The organism is Nitrospirillum iridis (assembly GCF_014205765.1).
Taxonomy (GTDB): domain Bacteria; phylum Pseudomonadota; class Alphaproteobacteria; order Azospirillales; family Azospirillaceae; genus Nitrospirillum; species Nitrospirillum iridis.
The window spans coordinates 95020-112037 of sequence record NZ_JACIIZ010000012.1 but is presented as its reverse complement, the minus strand read 5'-3'; the positions used below and the strand labels follow the sequence as shown (position 1 = coordinate 112037).

Annotated in this window: 18 protein-coding genes and 2 tRNA genes; 11 read left to right on the top strand and 9 right to left on the bottom strand. The window is 68.9% G+C overall.

Annotated features, from left to right (window positions below; genetic code table 11):
* Positions 1-18: 18 nt before the first annotated feature.
* Positions 19-990 carry an Hsp33 family molecular chaperone HslO gene (gene hslO, locus FHS74_RS20170; protein WP_184804122.1) on the top strand — a complete coding sequence of 324 codons (972 nt, stop codon included), beginning with the start codon at positions 19-21 and terminating at the stop codon, positions 988-990.
* A 101-nt stretch (positions 991-1091) separates the two neighbouring features.
* Entirely contained in the window at positions 1092-1601 is a 510-nt protein-coding gene (gene msrA / locus FHS74_RS20165) for a peptide-methionine (S)-S-oxide reductase MsrA (RefSeq protein WP_184804119.1), read from the top strand.
* A gap of 63 nt (positions 1602-1664) precedes the next feature.
* On the opposite strand, the gene FHS74_RS20160 is transcribed toward msrA, so the two are convergent.
* Complete coding sequence (locus tag FHS74_RS20160; protein ID WP_184804116.1) at positions 1665-3524, bottom strand: M14 family metallopeptidase; 1860 nt, start codon at positions 3522-3524, stop codon at positions 1665-1667.
* A 235-nt stretch (positions 3525-3759) separates the two neighbouring features.
* On the opposite strand from FHS74_RS20160, the gene FHS74_RS20155 reads away from it, so the two are divergent.
* Both FHS74_RS20155 and FHS74_RS20150 read left to right on the top strand, forming a co-directional pair.
* Positions 3760-4224: a helix-turn-helix domain-containing protein gene (locus FHS74_RS20155; RefSeq protein WP_184804113.1), complete on the top strand. Its 465-nt coding sequence runs from the start codon at positions 3760-3762 to the stop codon at positions 4222-4224.
* Complete coding sequence (locus tag FHS74_RS20150; RefSeq protein ID WP_184804111.1) at positions 4221-4790, top strand: VapC50 family PIN domain-containing toxin; 570 nt, start codon at positions 4221-4223, stop codon at positions 4788-4790. The genes FHS74_RS20155 and FHS74_RS20150 overlap by 4 nt, the downstream gene beginning before the upstream one ends.
* A 130-nt stretch (positions 4791-4920) precedes the next feature.
* Here FHS74_RS20150 and FHS74_RS20145 read toward each other — a convergent pair.
* From FHS74_RS20145 to FHS74_RS20135, 3 genes are all read right to left on the bottom strand, one after another.
* Positions 4921-4996 (bottom strand) — tRNA-Ala (locus FHS74_RS20145).
* A 273-nt stretch (positions 4997-5269) separates the two neighbouring features.
* A tRNA-Ala gene (locus FHS74_RS20140) sits at positions 5270-5345 on the bottom strand.
* Positions 5346-5491: 146 nt separating this feature from the next.
* Entirely contained in the window at positions 5492-5893 is a 402-nt protein-coding gene (locus FHS74_RS20135) for a TIGR02300 family protein (protein ID WP_184804107.1), read from the bottom strand.
* 299 nt (positions 5894-6192) lie between these two features.
* Here FHS74_RS20135 and FHS74_RS20130 point away from each other — a divergent pair, with 299 nt between their 5' ends.
* The 5 genes from FHS74_RS20130 to FHS74_RS20110 all read left to right on the top strand — a co-directional run bounded on the left by FHS74_RS20130 (position 6193) and on the right by FHS74_RS20110 (position 11463).
* A complete protein-coding gene (locus FHS74_RS20130) occupies positions 6193-7581 on the top strand; it encodes a 3-phosphoshikimate 1-carboxyvinyltransferase (protein WP_184804104.1) in 1389 nt (462 codons plus the stop codon).
* Positions 7582-7673: 92 nt separating this feature from the next.
* Positions 7674-8348: a (d)CMP kinase gene (gene cmk / locus FHS74_RS20125; protein ID WP_184804101.1), complete on the top strand. Its 675-nt coding sequence runs from the start codon at positions 7674-7676 to the stop codon at positions 8346-8348.
* A 146-nt stretch (positions 8349-8494) separates the two neighbouring features.
* Positions 8495-10219: a 30S ribosomal protein S1 gene (gene rpsA, locus FHS74_RS20120; protein WP_184804098.1), complete on the top strand. Its 1725-nt coding sequence runs from the start codon at positions 8495-8497 to the stop codon at positions 10217-10219.
* 482 nt (positions 10220-10701) lie between these two features.
* A complete protein-coding gene (ihfB, locus tag FHS74_RS20115) occupies positions 10702-10983 on the top strand; it encodes an integration host factor subunit beta (protein ID WP_044564159.1) in 282 nt (93 codons plus the stop codon).
* 120 nt (positions 10984-11103) lie between these two features.
* Entirely contained in the window at positions 11104-11463 is a 360-nt protein-coding gene (locus tag FHS74_RS20110) for a lipopolysaccharide assembly protein LapA domain-containing protein (RefSeq protein WP_184804095.1), read from the top strand.
* Between the two features lie 31 nt (positions 11464-11494).
* Here FHS74_RS20110 and bla read toward each other — a convergent pair whose 3' ends face one another.
* Positions 11495-12424 (bottom strand): subclass B3 metallo-beta-lactamase, encoded by a 930-nt coding sequence (gene bla / locus FHS74_RS20105; protein WP_184804092.1) that lies wholly within the window; start codon positions 12422-12424, stop codon positions 11495-11497.
* Positions 12425-12516: 92 nt separating this feature from the next.
* Positions 12517-13281, bottom strand: coding sequence for a tRNA-uridine aminocarboxypropyltransferase (locus FHS74_RS20100; RefSeq protein ID WP_184804089.1), 765 nt, complete (start codon positions 13279-13281; stop codon positions 12517-12519).
* Between the two features lie 270 nt (positions 13282-13551).
* Here FHS74_RS20100 and FHS74_RS20095 point away from each other — a divergent pair, with 270 nt between their 5' ends.
* Both FHS74_RS20095 and FHS74_RS20090 read left to right on the top strand, forming a co-directional pair.
* Positions 13552-13971, top strand: coding sequence for a metallopeptidase family protein (locus FHS74_RS20095; RefSeq protein WP_184804086.1), 420 nt, complete (start codon positions 13552-13554; stop codon positions 13969-13971).
* Between the two features lie 48 nt (positions 13972-14019).
* Complete coding sequence (locus FHS74_RS20090) at positions 14020-14418, top strand: MAPEG family protein (protein WP_184804083.1); 399 nt, start codon at positions 14020-14022, stop codon at positions 14416-14418.
* Between the two features lie 21 nt (positions 14419-14439).
* On the opposite strand, the gene FHS74_RS20085 is transcribed toward FHS74_RS20090, so the two are convergent.
* The 3 genes from FHS74_RS20085 to FHS74_RS20075 form a co-directional block, all read right to left on the bottom strand.
* Positions 14440-14952, bottom strand: coding sequence for a DUF3299 domain-containing protein (locus tag FHS74_RS20085; RefSeq protein ID WP_184804079.1), 513 nt, complete (start codon positions 14950-14952; stop codon positions 14440-14442).
* Between the two features lie 92 nt (positions 14953-15044).
* On the bottom strand, positions 15045-16274 hold the full coding sequence (locus tag FHS74_RS20080; protein WP_184804077.1) for an ABC transporter permease: 1230 nt from the start codon (positions 16272-16274) through the stop codon (positions 15045-15047).
* Complete coding sequence (locus FHS74_RS20075) at positions 16271-16954, bottom strand: ABC transporter ATP-binding protein (RefSeq protein WP_184804074.1); 684 nt, start codon at positions 16952-16954, stop codon at positions 16271-16273. Before FHS74_RS20075 ends, FHS74_RS20080 begins: the two co-directional genes overlap by 4 nt.
* Between the last annotated feature and the right edge of the window lie 64 nt (positions 16955-17018).

Sequence of the window (17018 nt, the reverse complement as noted above, 5' to 3'; positions counted from 1 at the left end):
TTTTTGGGGTACGCGATCATGACCACCGTCACAGCTTCCGCTCTGTCCTTCCGTGACCTCGACGTGGTGCAGCCCTTCCAGCTGGACCGGTCCAACCTGCGCGGCCGCATGGTGCGCCTGGGGCCGGTGCTGGACGAGATCCTGGGCCGCCACGCCTATCCCGGCCCCGTCGCCCAGATGCTGGCGGAGACCATCACCCTGGCGGTGACGCTGGCGGCGGCGCTGAAATATGAGGGCGTGTTCACCCTGCAGACCAAGGGCGACGGCCCCATCCGCCTGATGGTGGCCGATGTCACCAGCGCCGGTGCCGTGCGCGGCTACGCCCAGTATGATGAGCAGGCGCTGACGACCGCCCTGGCGGCATCCGGCGACGCGCCCGCGTCGTGGGCGCCCGTGCCCACCCTGCTGGGCAAGGGCTATCTGGCCTTCACCGTCGACCAGGGCGAGCACACCCAGCGCTACCAGGGCATCGTCGGCCTGGAGGGCGGGCGCATGGATGATTGCGTGCGCCATTACTTCACCCAGTCGGAACAGCTGGCGACGGGCATCATCGTCCATGCCGGCCGCAGCGACGGGGAAGACGGCACCTGGGCGGGCGGCGCCATCATGCTGCAGGCCCTGCCGGACGAGGATGCCGGCACCGTGGCGTCGGACGCCAAGCCCAGCGACCTGGAAGACGACTGGCGCCGGGCCATGGCCCTGCTGTCCACCGTCACCCCGGCCGAGGTGCTGGACCCCGGCCTGCCGGTGACCGACGTGCTGTTCCGCCTGTTCCATGAGGAAGAGGTGCGGGCCTACGCCCCCCACGGCCTGGCGGCCCAGTGCCGCTGCTCGCGCGAGCGGGTGGTGACGGTGCTGAAGTCCCTGCCGCGGGAGGAAGTGGCGGACATGAAGGTCGACGGCGCGGTGGAGGTGAGCTGCGAGTTCTGCAGCACCAGCTACCGCTTCGATGACGCCGCCTTGGCGGACGTCTACGGCTCGGCCTTCTGAGGCGGCGGCCGCGCTGGCGCCCACATCGCTGTTGAAGCGGGGGGCGCCAGCGCTTACTTGCAGTGCCTGACCGGTACACTTCCCGAGAGAGGACGACGACGATGACGACCGAAACCGCGACCCTGGCCGGCGGTTGCTTCTGGGGCATGGAAGACCTGATCCGCAAGGTGCCGGGCGTGGTCGACACCCGCGTGGGCTACACCGGCGGCGCCCTGGAAAACCCGACCTACAAGGACGTGAAGACCGGCACCACCGGCCATGCCGAAGCCATCGAGATCACGTTCGACCCGGCCAAGCTGACCTACCGCCGCCTGATCGAGTTCTTCTTCCAGATCCACGATCCGACGACCGCCAACCGCCAGGGCAACGACATCGGCAGCCAGTACCGCAGCGCCATCTTCTACGCCTCGCCGGAACAGAAGGCGGTGGCCGAGGAGGTGACGGCCCAGGTTGACGCCTCCGGCCGCTGGCCGGGCAAGGCCGTCACCCAGATCGTGCCCGTGGGCGCCTTCTGGGAGGGTGAGGCGTATCACCAGGACTATCTGGAAAAGAACGTCGGCGGCTACACCTGCCACTGGGTCCGCCCCACCTGGGTGCTGGACGGCAAGTAAGCCGATCAATCGTCCAAGAAAAAAGGGCCGTCCCTGTCACCGGGGGCGGCCCTTTTTGCTGTCTCATCGCGCGACTTCGCGGCCCACGGGATAGCGCAGATAGGCGGCATCGCTGTAGGGCGTGCGGTCATAGAGCCAAGCCAGGCGCTGGTCGGGGCTGGCGGCGAAGGCGGGATCGGCCGCCAGCTTGGCCTCGAACGCCGCCTTCAGGGCCGGGTCGGCGGCCAGCATGCGCTCCGCCAGCGGGGCGATGGCGTAGGGCTCGATATATTCCGTGCGTTGCAGGATTTCCGGGAAATAGCCCCAGGCCAGGAACGACTCGGTGCTTTCCGCTTCCAGCAACTGACCGGCCAGGTCGCCTAGCGGCTGGTCGGTGGGCACGCGGACGGAGCCCTTGGGGTAGCGGACCGTCCGGGTCTCATGCGCATAGCCGGCGCTGTCCAGCATGACATGGCCCTCATTGGTCTCGGTGGCCAGCTTCGGATCGGTCAGGCGCACGGTGTCCAGGGTGATGTCGCGCGGCTGGTCCAGCGTCTCCATCGCCAGGCCGTGCAGGCGCAACCGTTCGATGATCTCCGGCTTGGTGGCGGGGACCCAATAGGCCGCCGGGCGGGCGACGCTGACGCTGGGGTGGTCGAGATAGACGGGCATGCGCACGGTGGGGCCCGGCCGGCCCAGCCAGCGCACCTCCGTCCCGCCCGACGCGGGGGAGGTGTAGGCCTCATGCGCCATGGTCTTGAAGTCGACGCCGCCGGTGGGCGTCTTCTCCGCCTCGAAGGCCACGGCCAGGCTGGCGGGGCGGCGGGCGCGGTCGGCGGCGATGGCTTGGCGCAGGGCGCCCCCCTGGTCCGCCAGCAGGGTCAGCGCGCGCTCCACCAGGATGTAGGTGCCCAGCACCCGCTGGCGGTAGGGCTTCAGCGAATGGTTCTCCACCAGCACGGTCGGGATATGGACCAGGTTGCCATAACCAATGGAAAAGCGCAGGGGCGTGGTGCCGCCGGTGATGCCGCCCTCCGGCTTGCGGCCGTCGGCCTCCGTCACCAGGGGGCCGGGGATGTGCCCGGCCTTGGTCAGCGCCTGGGCGACGGCGGCCTTGAAGGGGCCGGCCAGCCAGCGGTCGATGGCGGGGGAGTACAGGTCGCCGCTGGCCCCCTCGTCATTGCCGAAGGTGATGTCATAGGCGTAGTCCATGCCGTCGGTGACATGGATGTCCAGATAGAGGTCGGGCTGATAGCGGCGGATCAGGGCGATCATGGCCCGCATCTCCGGCGTGTCCAGCTTGCCGTAGTCGCGGTTGAGGTTCAGGTTCTGCGCCGTGGTGCGCCAGCCCTGGTTCACGGGGCCCCGCTGGTTGGGCCGGTTGTAGGGGCCGGCGCGTTCGTGGCCGTCGACATTGAAGATGGGTACGAACAGCAGGTTCACACGGTCCAGCAGGTTGTCCTTTCCCCGCTGGGTGATGTCACGCAGCAGCATCAGCCCGGCATCCTTGCCGTCGATCTCCCCGGCATGGATGCCCGCCTGCACCAGCAGCAGCGGCTTGGCCAAGTCCGGCTTGCCGCCCCCGGGTCCATCGACAAGCCCCTTGGCCGCCAGCACCGCCACCAGCTCCCGCCCCTCCGGCGACACGCCGAACACCTCTTGCCGCAGCAGGGTGGGGGCCGCCGCGACCAGGCGGTCGAGATAGGCGCGGGTCTCGGCGTAGCTGGGCGTGGCGGTCAGGCCGGTGGCCTCCGCCGGCGTGATCCAGGGATCATCCGCCTTCGCCACCAGCCTCTCCGACGCGCCATGCCAGGCGGGCAGGGGCGGCAGGAAGTCCGTGTCCCACGGCGCGGCGGCCTTGGCGCGTTCCGCCAAGGTGGCTGGAACGACGGACAGCAGGAGGGCGGCGCAGAGCGCCGGCAGGCGGGCGGGGCGGATCGGCATGGGGACTCGGGGGAAGGAGGGACAGTGCGGCACTCAACGGCCGATCCTAACGATCCCCCGGTGATATCCCCGTTTCAAGGACAGTTTGCCTGACCTTCCCCCGTTTCAGCGGACACCTGGTTATGCGGCCTTTCGCTCGGCCTGTGCTAGGCGCGACAAGCACTAAATTCATATAATTCACTTATTGCACTTACCGGCGTTATGATATCGAACCGACGAGAAGAAGGGGATGATCATGACCGTCCTTGCCCACCGCCAACCACCGCCGACCGAACAAGAGGCGGCGCTTGCCCGTCGATCGGGCCAGAACCTCTCGCGCTTCGTTGCCAAGGGCCGGCCCCTGACGCTGCGGGTGAAGGACGCTGAGCAAGAACAGCCCATCGAATTACCCGCCGGCGCCGTGCGCATGCTGATGGACATCCTGGAGGCGATGGCGGCCGGGCGCGGGGTGACCATCATCCCCGAGAATGCCGAACTGACCACGGTGCAGGCGGCCGACATCCTCAACGTCTCCCGCCCCTTCCTCATCGGCTTGCTGGAGGGCAAGGCCATTCCCCACCGGATGGTGGGGAAGCATCGCCGCATCCGCATGGAGGATGTCATGGCCTATAAGGCCCGCATCGATGCGGATCGGGAGCGGGTGCTGGACCAGCTCGTCGCGGACGCCCAGGAGAACGACATGGGCTATGGCGCGCCGTGACGGTGTACACGGCGCTGCTTGACGCCAATGTCCTGTATCCCGCGCCCATGCGAGACCTGCTGATGCAGCTCGCGGTGATGGACGTCTTCCATGCCAAATGGAGCGCGGACATCCACCGCGAATGGATCGAAGCGCTGATGCGCACCCAACCCTACCGCGACCGCGCCAAGCTGGAGCAGACGCGCGACCAGATGGACCGGGCCACCCGGGACTGTGTGGTGACCGGCTATCAGGGCCTGATCGCGTCGCTGACCCTTCCCGACCCCAATGACCGGCATGTGCTGGCCGCCGCCATCAAGGGGCGCTGCGACGCCATCGTGACGCAGAACCTGGCTGACTTCCCCGAGGCGGCCCTGGCTCCCTACGGCATAGAGGCGCTGCATCCCGATGATTTCCTTCTCAACCAGATGAGTCTGGACCCTGCCGCCTTCTGCACGGCCGTCGCCAAGGTCCGCGCCCGCCTCAAGAACCCGCCCTACAGCGTTGAGGACTATCTGGCCACCTTGACCCGCCAGGGGCTGGTGGCCACCGCAGGCGAGCTACGGCAGTATGCCGCCTTGCTGTAGGGGCAGGGGCGCCGTTCATTTCCGTGGGTGTGACGTGCCCATACCAAGCGGCCCCGCTGGGCGGGGCGAGAGGCGAAGGGCCCCAGACGCACGAAAGCCCGGCTGGATGAACCAACCGGGCTTTCGGATTTGGTGGAGCTAAGCGGGATCGAACCGCTGACCTCTACAATGCCATTGTAGCGCTCTCCCAGCTGAGCTATAGCCCCGAACCTTTTAAGTCGGTCCCCGCCATCTGGGCCCCTGCTGTGCAGGGCGGCGGTGAGGCCGGGAATATGCGCAGATGCGGCCCTGAGATCAAGGGCGCAGTTTCACCTGCGACCCTGCCATGTAAGCAGGGCATGTGGACCCTTGAAGCGCACCTTGCCCAAGTCGGCCAGTCGCCCTTGCCGCCGCCGCGCAAGAAAAAGCGGCATGAACCAACAATCAACTGGGCCAAAAACACGAAAGGCCGGCTGAGTCGTCAGCCGGCCTTTCAGATTTGGTGGAGCTAAGCGGGATCGAACCGCTGACCTCTACAATGCCATTGTAGCGCTCTCCCAGCTGAGCTATAGCCCCAAACCATTTTAACTCGTCCCGCGCCGCCTGGGGGCTGGCGTGGTGTGGGCGGGAATATGCTCAGATGCGTCGGCCGGATCAAGAGAAAAATTCGGGGTTCCGAACTTTTTTTGCGAAACGGCCAACGACCTGATTTTAAAAGGGTTTTAGCGGTCCTCGTCGCCACCTTCGACGTCGACCACTTCGCCCATGTCATCCTCGTCGCCCAATTCCTCGGCGTCCTCCAGCAGGACGTCCTCGTCGTCCTCGCCCGGCACGGCGTCGGCGGTCTCGGCCCCTTCCAGGTCGTCGACCTCCAGATCCACCTCGGCCTCTTCCAAGGCCTCTTCCTTCTCCTCGTCCTCGACCTCGTCGCTGGCGCCGACGTCCAGCACCGGCTTCTTGGTGTCGTCAGCCAGGATGGGGCGGGCGCGGCGGGACTTCAGCAAGGCCTCCGGATCGAACACGGTCGAGCAAGAGGGGCAGGTCGGCGGGTTCTTCCGCATGTCGTAATAGCGGGTGCCGCAGTTCGGGCAGATCCGCTTCGTGCCCCATTCCGGTTTCGCCACGGCAATCCTCCATCAAAAAACATGGCGCGGCGACGGCCCGGGCCGACCATTTCCGCGCTCACCATAAAAAGGTACAGGAGCGGGCGTTTGCCATGAAGCCCGCCCCCTGTCAAACGTGAATCAATAAAGACACCCACAAGGGGGCGCTTTCGCCGCGAATGAGGGCGCTCGGCTGGGGCTGGCGCCTTGCGCTGCCCCCGGGGCGGGGCCATGCTTGGCCCCGTCACGCCCGTTTTCCGGCGCCGGAGTCAGGCGCCGGTTTCAGGACCCAGGTTTCAGGACCAAGAACGCCCATGCCCATGCCTGTCCCTCCCGCCGCATCCTGGATCTCGGCGCCGGTCCCGTCCCTGGCCGGAACCGCCACCGTTCCGGGGGACGCCGGCATCGCCGTCCGGGCCTTGGTGCTGGCGGCCCTGGCCGTGGGGGCCAGCGACGTGGAGGGGGTGCCCACGGGCACGGACCCCGTGATCCAGGCGTTGCGCACCTTGGGTGCGCGCCTGGAGGGCGGGGGCGAGGGCGCCTGGCGCGTCCACGGCGTGGGCGTGGGCGGGCTGCGCCAGGCCCCGGGCTTGCTCGACCTGGGGAATGACCGCCTGGCCTTCGCCCTGCTGGCGGGCGTCCTGTCCACCCAGTCCGGCGACACCTTCTTGACGACCACCGGCCCGGCCAGCCTGTTCCTGAAGGCCGCCATGCCACCGCTGGCACGCATGGGGGCCGCCTTGACCGCGGGCCACGATGGCGTGGGTAACGCCTGCCCCCCCTTGCTGGTGCGGGGGACCGGGCACGCCGTGCCCATCGACCACCGGCCCCTGGCGGCGGTGACCGGCGCGGTGAAGTCGGCCCTGTTGCTGGCGGCGCTCAACACCGCCGGCACCACCACGGTGGTGGAGGAGGCGGCCACCGCCGACCATACCGAGCGCCTGCTGCGCCAGTTCGGCGCGGATATCGTGGCCCGTCACCAGCCGGACGGTGCCTGGGCGGTCAGCGTCACCGGCCACCGGGAACTGCGGCCGGCGCGGGTGGCCGTTCCCGGCGACGCCGCCCTGGCGGGGGCCGCCCTGGTGGCCGCGGCCCTGCGCCCCGGTCCCGGCATCGCGCTGGCCCGGGTCGGCACGAATGAGCACCGGGCCGGCATCCTGCATCTGCTGCGCGACATGGGGGCCGACCTGGCGATCGAGCCGCTTCCGGCCCCGGGTGCGGCCGTGGGTCCGGCGGGCGGGCTGGGGGTCGGGTCGGGGGGCGGAGCCGAACCCATGGCGGACATCCGTCTGCACCCGCTGGCCCAGCCCCTGCACGGGATCGAGGTTTCCGCCGGCCGCCTGGCCGATGCGCGCGACCTGGCGCTGGCGGCCGTGGCGGGGGCGGGGGCCCGGGGCGCCACGGTGTTGCGCGGCCTGCCGTCGGCGCTGGCCCGGCACGTCCCCGCCCTGGCGGCGGCGTTGACGCGATGCGGCGTGTCGGTGGAGACGGGGGCCGACCATCTGACCGTCCATGGCGATGGCCAGCCGCCGCGCGGCGGTGCCGCCGTGACGGTGGAGGCCGACCTGGCGCCGGCCTTCCTGGCGCTGGGCACCGCCACGGCCCAGCCCATCACCGTTCATTGCCCCGCGCCCGGCGGCGGCCCCGGGGGTGTCGCGGATGCCGCCGGCCTGCTGAACGCCCTGGGCGGGGCTGTCACGGCGGGGTAAGGGGGCCGCTTGCCAGGCCGGGCGGGCGGTGTTAGGCCAGCGGCGATGTCTCGCACCCCATCCATCAGCCCATCCATTAGGCGGCATTCCCCATGACCATTTCCTTCATCGTCGCCATCGACGGCCCGGCCGCCAGCGGCAAGGGCACGCTGGCCCGCCGCCTGGCGTCGACCCTGGGCTACGCCCACCTGGACACGGGCGCGCTCTACCGCGCGGTGGGGTTGACGTTGTTGCGGGCCGGCCATGCGCCGGACGATGCGCGGGCCGCCATCGCCGCCGCCAGCGCCCTGGATGCCGCCACCGTCCTGCCCCTGATGAACGATCCGGCCCTGCGCCAGGACGCGGTGGCGGTGGCCGCGTCCAAGGTTTCCGTGGTGCCCGAGGTGCGGGCCGCCCTGTTGGATTTCCAGCGGGATTTCGCCCATCGCCCGCCGCACGGCGCGAAGGGGGCGGTGCTGGACGGCCGCGACGTGGGCACCGTGGTCTGCCCGGACGCGCCGGCCAAGCTCTATGTGACCGCCGACGTTGAGGTGCGCGCCCGTCGCCGTTTGTCGGAGTTGCGCAACACTGGCGCTGAGGCTATATACGAGGCCGTCCTGGAGGACATGAAAGTCCGTGATGCGCGTGACAGTCAACGGGCGGTGGCACCGCTGAAGCCCGCTGTCGACGCGTTTTTGCTTGATACGTCCATGATGGATGCCGACCAGGCATTCGTCGCCGCCATGGACTTCATCCGCTCCAGACCCGCGTTTCCCGACTTCCATTAAAACGGACGGTTTGGCCGCGCGGCCCCCAACTCAACCAAGTCGCCGGGCATGGTGTCCGACGCCATGGGCCAAGTAAACCTGCCGTCGGCCGGGCGTCCGCCGGAAGGTTAGAACGGGTTCATGCTGGATCCACTCAAGGAGTTTAAATGGCCCAGGTTTCCGCCGCCAAGTCCCCCGACCGTGGGATGAAGGAAAGTTTCGCCGCCCTTCTGGAAGAGTCGCTCGGCACCGCCGACAGCCTCGAAGGTACGGTAGTCAAGGGTACCGTTCTCAGCATCGAGAACGACATGGTGCTCATCGACGTTGGCCTGAAGTCCGAAGGCCGGGTCGCGCTGAAGGAATTCGCCGTCCCCGGTCAGCCGGTTGAGCTGAAGGTTGGCGACACGGTCGAGGTCTACCTCGAGCGCATGGAAGACAAGCACGGCGAAGCCATGCTGTCGCGCGAGAAGGCCAAGCGCGAAGAGGCCTGGACCCAGCTGGAGCGCGCGTTCACCGAACAGCAGCGCGTCACCGGTATCATCTTCGGCCGCGTCAAGGGCGGTTTCACGGTCGACCTGTCGGGCGCCGTGGCCTTCCTGCCGGGCAGCCAGGTGGACATCCGCCCGGTGCGCGACATCTCCCCGCTGATGGGCACCCCGCAGCCCTTCCAGATCCTGAAGATGGACCGCTCGCGCGGCAACATCGTCGTGTCGCGTCGCGCCGTTCTGGAAGAGAGCCGCGCCGAGGCCCGTTCGGAGCTGGTGGCCAACCTCAAGGAAGGCCAGGTTCTGCAGGGTGTGGTCAAGAACATCACCGACTACGGCGCGTTCGTGGATCTGGGTGGCGTCGATGGCCTGCTGCACGTCACCGACATCGCCTGGCGCCGCATCAACCACCCGTCGGAAGCCCTGCAGATCGGCCAGACCGTCACGGTCCAGGTCGTCCGCTTCAACTCCGAAACCCAGCGCATCAGCCTGGGCATGAAGCAGCTTGAGGCTGATCCGTGGGAAGGCGTGGAAGCCAAGTACCCGGTCGGCGCCAAGTTCAAGGGCCGCGTCACCAACATCACCGACTACGGCGCCTTCGTGGAGCTGGAGCCCGGCATTGAAGGTCTGGTGCACGTCTCCGAGATGTCCTGGACCAAGAAGAACGTCCACCCCGGCAAGATCGTCTCCACCTCTCAGGAGGTCGAGGTCATGGTGCTGGACGTGGATCCGCAGAAGCGCCGCATCTCCCTGGGCCTCAAGCAGTGCCTGGACAACCCGTGGGAGACGTTCGTCGACAAGTACCCGGCCGGCACCGAGCTGGAAGGCGAGGTCAAGAACATCACCGAATTCGGTCTGTTCGTTGGTCTGCCGGGCGACATCGACGGCATGGTCCACATGTCCGACCTCGACTGGAACAAGTCGGGTGAAGAAGCCATCCAGGACTACAAGAAGGCCGACCACGTCCGCGTGAAGGTCCTCGACGTCGACGTGGAAAAGGAACGCATCAGCCTGGGCATCAAGCAGCTGGCCAGCGATCCGTTCGAAGCCACTGTCGCCGGCGTGAAGAAGAACGACGTCGTCACCTGCACCGTCACCGCCATCACCGAGGGCGGCATCGAGGTGTCGGTGGTCGACGGCTTCACCGGCTTCATCCGCAAGTCCGACCTGTCGCGTGAGCGTTCGGAGCAGCGCCCGGACCGTTTCGCCGTCGGCGAGAAGGTCGACGCCAAGGTCACGCAGATCGATCGCGCCAGCCGCAAGATCGGTCTGTCGATCAAGGCGAAGGAAGTCGAGGAAGAGAAGCAGGCGATGGCCGAGTTCGGTTCGTCCGACTCGGGCGCTTCGCTGGGCGACATCCTGGGCGCCGCGCTGAAGCGCGCCCAGAAGGACAAGGACGAGGTCTGAGACGAGGCTCTTTGGAGCTGAACTTTCGGGAACCATCCGGTTCTGAGTAAGAATGGGCCGTCCCCGGGCAACCGGGGGCGGCCTTTTTCTTGAGGGCGCCTCCTCCTGGGACATCCGGCCCAGAGCCCCACCCCCGACCCGGCGATCCGATCGCGGGGATCGCCCGAAAGGCCGAGCCCGATTGGCCGGGGGCGACAGCTGTCCAGCCAGCGATAATGCAAGAGTATGAAGACCTTACCCTTGCCAGGACGGGCCCGCTCCGGCACAGTTGGGGATGGGACGGGTGGTGTCGGGGCCGGACTCTGTCGACCCTGGTACCGCCGGTTGTGACCGGGCACCAAGGGAAGCGGTGGCCGGTACCAGGAGCCGCAAGGCATTGGGCTGGATGTACGCCTCGTGCCCTGTCCTGCCGGGAGGCCCAACGACACGATAAAGAGAGCGGTCCCGCATACCGGACCCTATTGCCCAAGGGGGAATTGCCGATGACCAAATCGGAACTCATCATGCGGCTGGCGGAGCTCAATCCGCACCTCTACCAGCGCGACGTGGAAAAGATCGTCACCACCATTTTCGACGAGATCACAGAGGCCCTGGCCCGGGGCGACCGGGTCGAGTTGCGGGGTTTTGGTGCCTTCTCCGTCAAGCGGCGTGACGCCCGCACCGGCCGCAACCCGCGCACGGGCCAGGCGGTGGACGTCGAGGAGAAGTTCATTCCCTTCTTCAAGACCGGCAAGCAACTGCGGGAGCAGTTGAACACGGATTGATCGGCCCCATCTCTGGGACCCGGCCCCGGCGTTCCGTCGGGGCTTGTTCGCGCCGCGCCCAAGACGCCATCCTGATCACGGGATGGCTGGGCGTGGCCGTTGGCAGTGGAGCGGCAGGTGTTGCGTTACCTTTCCTGGATCGTGTCCATCCCGCTGGCGCTGGTCGCCATCTCCTTCGCGGTGACCAACCGGGAACCGGTGATCCTAGGCCTGTGGCCGCTGGACGCCGTGCTGACCGTGCCGTCCTTCGCCCTGGTGCTGGTCTCGCTGGTGGTGGGTTTCGCCGTGGGCGGCCTGGTGTCCTGGCTGTCGGCGGGGCGGCACCGCCGGGCCGTGCGCAAGGAGCGGGCCCGTGCCGACCAGTTGCAGCGTGACCTGGACGCCGCCCGCCTGCACGCCGCCGACCTGGAAAAGCGCATCGCCGCCGCTGATCGCGTGGCCACCCCGCCGGCGGACGTCAAGGTCATGTCCCTGCGCTGATCCCTCGAACGCGCGGGTTGCGGGCGGTCCTCTACCGGGCCGCCTTTTCCTTTTCCGCCTGCTCCGTGGCGAGCCGCTTGTCCAGCCGGACAGACACCGCCTCCGCATGGCGGCGGCAGGCGGTGTCGTCCACCAGCGGCTCGGTGGCGTTGGGGCCCAGCCGTCGCCACATCGCCGATGCGTCGGGGTGGGGCGTCAGCAGGATGTCGCAGGGCAGGGCGGCCACGGTGGCGATGGCCTGGCGGAAGCGCGCCACCATGCCCGGATGCGCCGCCTCGTCGGAATAGCGGTAGGCGTCGTCGGTGTAGGCGCTGAGGCTGTCGGCATAGACGACATGCCGGCATTGCCCGCCATTGGGGCCGCCGTCCGAGCAACTATCCCAGGTCCAGGTGGTCGCGCCCGGGGTATGGCCGGGCGTGGCATGGGCCGTCAGTGCCAGGGGACCCAGCGTCACCACCTCACCGTCCTTGATGCGACGCACGGGGGTGACCGCGGGGAAGGGGTCGATGCTGAGGAATTGCGGATCGCCCCGGTCGCCCTTGCCCCGCTCCAGCGCGTCGGCCGCGGCGGGCAGCGCCAGGACGTCGGCGCCGCTGTCGCGCTGCAGCTGCTTCAGCCCGCCGGCATGGTCCAGATGCTCATGGCTGTTCAGGAGGATGCGCACATCCTCCACCCGGAAGCCCAGGGCCCGGATGTTGGCCTCGATCAGGGGGGCGGCCTTCTCCGTGGCCCCGTCGATCAGGATGTGGCCCTGGGGCGAGGTCACCAGGATGGAGGACAGGCCGCAGGTGCCCACATACCAGACATTGCCGTGGATGTGCACCGGCGGCGCCGGCGTGTTCCAGTCCGCGCCCTCCTTGCAGGCGGCGGGGGCCGTCTTGGCCGTGGGCGTGCCGGCATAGGCATGCGCGGCCAAGGCGCACGACAGGATGGCGGGGGCGAGGCGCGTCAGGGAGGGCATGGGCGGTCCGGCGTGCAGATAAACGTAAGCGTGTGTGGTCGCCAATTCTGGCTAAAAGAGGGCCGGCCCGCCGCCGCCAGCATCGTGCCCCGCTATTGCCGGGCGGGGCGCCGCCGGCCGCCACGCCAGTCGGGCTTGCCACCGGGCCGACCCGAGGAGGGGCGATTGGCGGCGAGCTTGGGTGGCCGGTTGCCGCGCACGGCGCGATAGCGTTCCACCAGGGCGATGAAGGGTGCCCGCAAGCGCGCCACCAAGGTGTCGTCGCCTTCCAGCTTGGCCAGCGCGAAGGCCGCGGCCTCCAGCGTCGCGACGCTTTCCCGCCGGGGCTCCCGCCGCAAATCGCCGTAGGCGGAGACGAAGTCGGGATGGACGATCAGGCGTCGCAGCTTCAGCAGCCAGGCGTTGCGCCACCACAGGGCCTTGGCCTGCGACCAGGACCCGTCCAGCAGGATGATGCCTTCCAGGTCGGCCAGCAGGGTCGGATCCTCCACCGTCTGGCCCTTCTTGTCCACCAGGCGCAGCGTGCCGGGGGGCGTGGCGACGGCATCGTCGCCGGACCCCATGTACAGCACGGCCCAGCGGCGCGGATCAGCCTCGCGGCCCAATGCCTTCGCCAAGTTGGCCCAGGACAGCCCCACCTTCAGCCGGCCGCGCGCCAGGCCCAGGGTCAGCAGGCGGGCGGTGCCCAGCTCCACGTCCTGTTCCTGGGGATGCTGCAGCACCAGCACCTCCAGCCGCGTCTGGATGGGCTCGATGCCGGCGCAGACGCACAGGTCCATCGGCTTGGCGCAGCGGGGGCAGGTGGCCGGGCCCTCGGCGGCGGCTTCCTCAACGGGTGGAACGGTGTCGTCGCTCATTTAACCTGCGATCTCTTCCATGAAACGGGCCATGCGCGCGTCGCGCTGGGAGACATGCGCGCGTCGCGCTGGGAATCGCCGTCGGCGTCTTGGGGAACCAGGGTGGGGACCAGGGTCCCCGGCGGATTCGGGGCGGATGATGGGGTTAAGTCACCTGCGACGGTATGGGACAGCGCGCGGGACTTGACGGCGGGGGCCGACAGGCGTTGACCTGGACCCGGCGGGGCCGTCCCGTCAAGACGTTAGTGCAGCCTATCACGGTATCGATCCATGGCCACCGTCACCGTCCTGCCCCGCCGCTTCACCTCCCCGCCGACGCTGGAGGAGATTGAACGCCTGGCGACCGACGCCATATCCTCCATCCCGCCGGAACTGCGGGTCCACATCGGCAACGTCGTGGTCCGGGTGGACGAGTTCCCCGATGAGGAGACGGAACGGGAGATGGGGCTGGAAACCCCGTTCGACATCCTGGGCCTCTACCGCGGCGTCTCCCTGCCTCAGCGCGGCGTCAACGACGCCTCCCACGGGCCCGACATGATCTTCCTCTACCGCCGGCCCTTGCTGGACTATTGGTGTGAAACCGGGGAGGATTTGGGCGAGCTGGTGCTGCATGTCATGATCCATGAGATCGGGCACCATTTCGGCTTTTCCGACGACGACATGTTCGGGATCGAGGCCAACGACCCGTAAGGGCGGGGCGTGCCAGGCGGGCCTGGCTGAAATAGGGGGATGGGGTTCATGGCCGCTTTTGTGTGGACCGGGCTGGTCACGGTGTTGGCGCTGTTGGTCTATTTCTGGACCATCGGCCAGGTGGCCCGGGCGCGCCATGTCCTTGGCGTGGAAGCGCCATCCATGGATGGGCCGCCAGCCTTCCAGCGGATGCTGCGGGTGCAAACCAACACGCTGGAACAGATCGTGCTTTTTCTGCCGGCCCTGTGGCTGTCCGCCACCATCTGGGGGGATCATCTGACCGCCCTGATCGGCCTGGCCTGGCTCGTCGGCCGGGTGCTGTACGCCGTCGGCTACTACGCCGAGGCCAAGAAGCGCACCGCCGGCTTCAGCCTCTCGGTCTTCGCCACCCTGGTGCTGCTGATCGGCAGCCTGATCGGCCTGGTGCGCACCCTGCTGGGAATTTGAGGCGGACGGCCGGGACCGACGTCACGAGGCGGGCTGCAGGGTGGCGTCGGCCATGCGGTAGTAGAGCCCGTTGTCATCGTCGCCCACCATGTGCAGCGTGCCCGTCAGGGTGATGGGCTCATTGGTCATGGCGATGGGGGCGCTGGTCTTCACCTCCATCAGGTCGGCGGGGCCCGGCGGCGGGCAGAAGGGGCAGCTGGGCGCCATGGCGCTCAGCAGGAAGTGGCCGGACTTCTCCTTCTGCTCCAGCGGGATGATGAAGCCGGCGATGGTCAGGGGCTTGCCCTCCAACGCCTGCACCCCCGGGCCGAAGGCCGCGCGCACCCGCAGCAGGCCGTTGTCCATGCTGTGCACCTCCTTGACGTCGGCCAACTTGTCCCAGCCCAGCGTCGCCTTGGGGATGTTGGCCTGCACGGCAGCCGCCGTGCCCGGCGCAGGCGTCGCCTTCTTGTCCGCCGCCAGCGCGGGCGCGCCAATGATGAGGGCCGTCAGCATCAGGGCGCCGGCGAAGCGGCGCGTGTCCCGTGTCGTCATGGCCTTTGATCCTTTCTCTCAACCGCCTCATTGCGCGGGCCGCCCATAGGTCGCCCACAATCGTGGCCAATCCGGGGCCACGGGCGGGGGCCTCACCCCCGCGACAACACCGCCGACACATCCGCCCGATAGGCATGGATGGCCGGCACCAGGGCCGCCAGCACCGACAGGGCGGCGGCCAGGATCAGAAGATAGGGTTCCGTGGCGGGAAACTGGAGTCCCGTGATGCCCATGTCGCGGGCCTGGGGCACCAGCCGCCCCGCCATCTCCACCGCGCCATGGCCCAGGGCCAGCCCCAAGGCGGTGCCGGTGGCCCCCATGGCCAGCGCCTCGGTCAGCAACAGGCAGGCGATGCGGGTCCGGGTGGCGCCCAGCGCCCGCATCACCGCCAGGTCATAGCGCCGCGCCTGGGTGGCGTTGTAGAGCGCCACGAAGATGCTGAGGGCGGAGGACGCGACCAGCAGCAGGCCGAAGCCCCGCACCGTGTCCGTGCCCACCCCCACCAGCGACAGCAGCCGCGTCATCTCCACCGCCGGTGCCGCCGCCTGCATGCCGCTTTCGGCGTTGATGCGGCGGGGCAGGCGGGCGGCGGCGATGGGGGAGCGGTAGCGCAGCAGGACGGACGTCACCTCCCGGTCCGGCGGTTGGGCGGCTTCCGTCTCGTGCGCATGCTCGTCATGGTCATCGCCGTCATGGTGGTGATGGTGGGCGTCATGCACGGCCCAGACGCTGTCGATGGGGGTCAGCACCAGGCGGTCGATCACGCCGCCGGTGGGGGCCAGGATGCCCACCACGGTGTAGGGCATGCCCTCATGTTCCGCGCCGCCGGCCGACAGGCCGTGGTTGCCGTTGAAGCGGTCGCCCACCTTCAGGCCGGCGCGCTGCGCCACCTGCCAGCCCACCGTCGCCTCCATCGGCGCCTGCCACAGCCGCCCGGCTGCCACGCTGGCCTGGCGCAGGGCCACGAAGGCGGGGTCGGTGCCGACGATGCGGAAGCCGCGGAAGCTGTCGCCCAGGGCCAGGGGTATGGCCTGGGCCACCAGCGGGTCGGCGGCCAGCGCCTGGGCCTGGGCCAGCGGGATGTTCCCCGTGGGAATGTCGATCTGGTAGAGGGCGGACAGGATCAGCTGCAGCGGGCTGCCCTTGGCGCCCACCACCAGGTCCACACCGGCCGCGTCCTTGGCCAGGCGGTCCTGCAGTTGCGTGCCCACCAGGATCAGCACGACGATGGTGCCGGTGCCCAGCGCCAGCAGCGCCACGTTCAGGCAGGTGGTGAGGGCGGAGCGCCTGAGATAGGCCCAGGCCAGGCTGGGAATGTTCATGCGGCGTGGCCTTCCCCCAGGGTGGTTCGGGCCGGGGCGCCCAGCTTGGGCAGTTCCAGCCGGTCGGCGATACGGTCGCGGGTGCGCCCGTCGTGGGTGGCCACCAGCAGGGTGGCGCCGCACACCTCCGCCTGTTCCAGCAGCAGGTCCAGCACGCGGGCGCAGTTCTCGTCATCCAGGGCCGAGGTCGGCTCATCCGCCAGGATCAGCTTGGGTGCCGTGACGACGGCGCGGGCGATGGCCACCCGCTGCTTCTCCCCCTGGCTCAGCTGCTCCGGCCGGGCGCCCAGGCGGTTGCCCAGGCCCACCCGGTCCAGGGCGCCGGCCACCGCCCGGGTGTCGCGCGGCAGACCCGCCAGCCAGCGGGCCAGGTGCAGGTTCTGCGCCACGTCCAGCGCCGGCACCAGGTGCAGGGTCTGGAAGACGATGCCGATCAACCGGCCCCGCAGGGCGTCCCGGCCCGCCGCCGCCAGGTCCCAGACCGCCTGCCCGTCCAGCAGGATGCGGCCCTGGTCCGGCCGTTTCAGCCCGGCCAGCGCGTGGATCAGGGTGGTCTTGCCGCTGCCGCTGGGGCCCAGCAGCAGGCAGTGCCGTCCGCTCTCAACCGACCAATGGGGGATGTCCAGCACGGGTCGGCCGGCGATGGCGTGGCGCAGGCCGGTGACGTCGATAAGGGGCATGGGGGGACCTGTCTTGCCGTGGCCTGGCTATCCGTGTCTGGCCCCGGCGGCTGCCACCGACGGG

What these genes read in the sequence shown, in the direction of transcription:
- hslO (WP_184804122.1), top strand. Translation starts at nt 19, where the DNA reads ATGACCACCGTCACAGCTTCCGCTCTGTCCTTCCGTGACCTCGACGTG.
- msrA (WP_184804119.1), top strand. Translation starts at nt 1,092, where the DNA reads ATGACGACCGAAACCGCGACCCTGGCCGGCGGTTGCTTCTGGGGCATG.
- FHS74_RS20160 (WP_184804116.1), bottom strand. Translation starts at nt 3,524, where the DNA reads ATGCCGATCCGCCCCGCCCGCCTGCCGGCGCTCTGCGCCGCCCTCCTG.
- FHS74_RS20155 (WP_184804113.1), top strand. Translation starts at nt 3,760, where the DNA reads ATGACCGTCCTTGCCCACCGCCAACCACCGCCGACCGAACAAGAGGCG.
- FHS74_RS20130 (WP_184804104.1), top strand. Translation starts at nt 6,193, where the DNA reads ATGCCTGTCCCTCCCGCCGCATCCTGGATCTCGGCGCCGGTCCCGTCC.
- cmk (WP_184804101.1), top strand. Translation starts at nt 7,674, where the DNA reads ATGACCATTTCCTTCATCGTCGCCATCGACGGCCCGGCCGCCAGCGGC.
- rpsA (WP_184804098.1), top strand. Translation starts at nt 8,495, where the DNA reads ATGGCCCAGGTTTCCGCCGCCAAGTCCCCCGACCGTGGGATGAAGGAA.
- ihfB (WP_044564159.1), top strand. Translation starts at nt 10,702, where the DNA reads ATGACCAAATCGGAACTCATCATGCGGCTGGCGGAGCTCAATCCGCAC.
- bla (WP_184804092.1), bottom strand. Translation starts at nt 12,424, where the DNA reads ATGCCCTCCCTGACGCGCCTCGCCCCCGCCATCCTGTCGTGCGCCTTG.
- FHS74_RS20100 (WP_184804089.1), bottom strand. Translation starts at nt 13,281, where the DNA reads ATGAGCGACGACACCGTTCCACCCGTTGAGGAAGCCGCCGCCGAGGGC.
- FHS74_RS20095 (WP_184804086.1), top strand. Translation starts at nt 13,552, where the DNA reads ATGGCCACCGTCACCGTCCTGCCCCGCCGCTTCACCTCCCCGCCGACG.
- FHS74_RS20090 (WP_184804083.1), top strand. Translation starts at nt 14,020, where the DNA reads ATGGCCGCTTTTGTGTGGACCGGGCTGGTCACGGTGTTGGCGCTGTTG.
- FHS74_RS20085 (WP_184804079.1), bottom strand. Translation starts at nt 14,952, where the DNA reads ATGACGACACGGGACACGCGCCGCTTCGCCGGCGCCCTGATGCTGACG.
- FHS74_RS20080 (WP_184804077.1), bottom strand. Translation starts at nt 16,274, where the DNA reads ATGAACATTCCCAGCCTGGCCTGGGCCTATCTCAGGCGCTCCGCCCTC.
- FHS74_RS20075 (WP_184804074.1), bottom strand. Translation starts at nt 16,954, where the DNA reads ATGCCCCTTATCGACGTCACCGGCCTGCGCCACGCCATCGCCGGCCGA.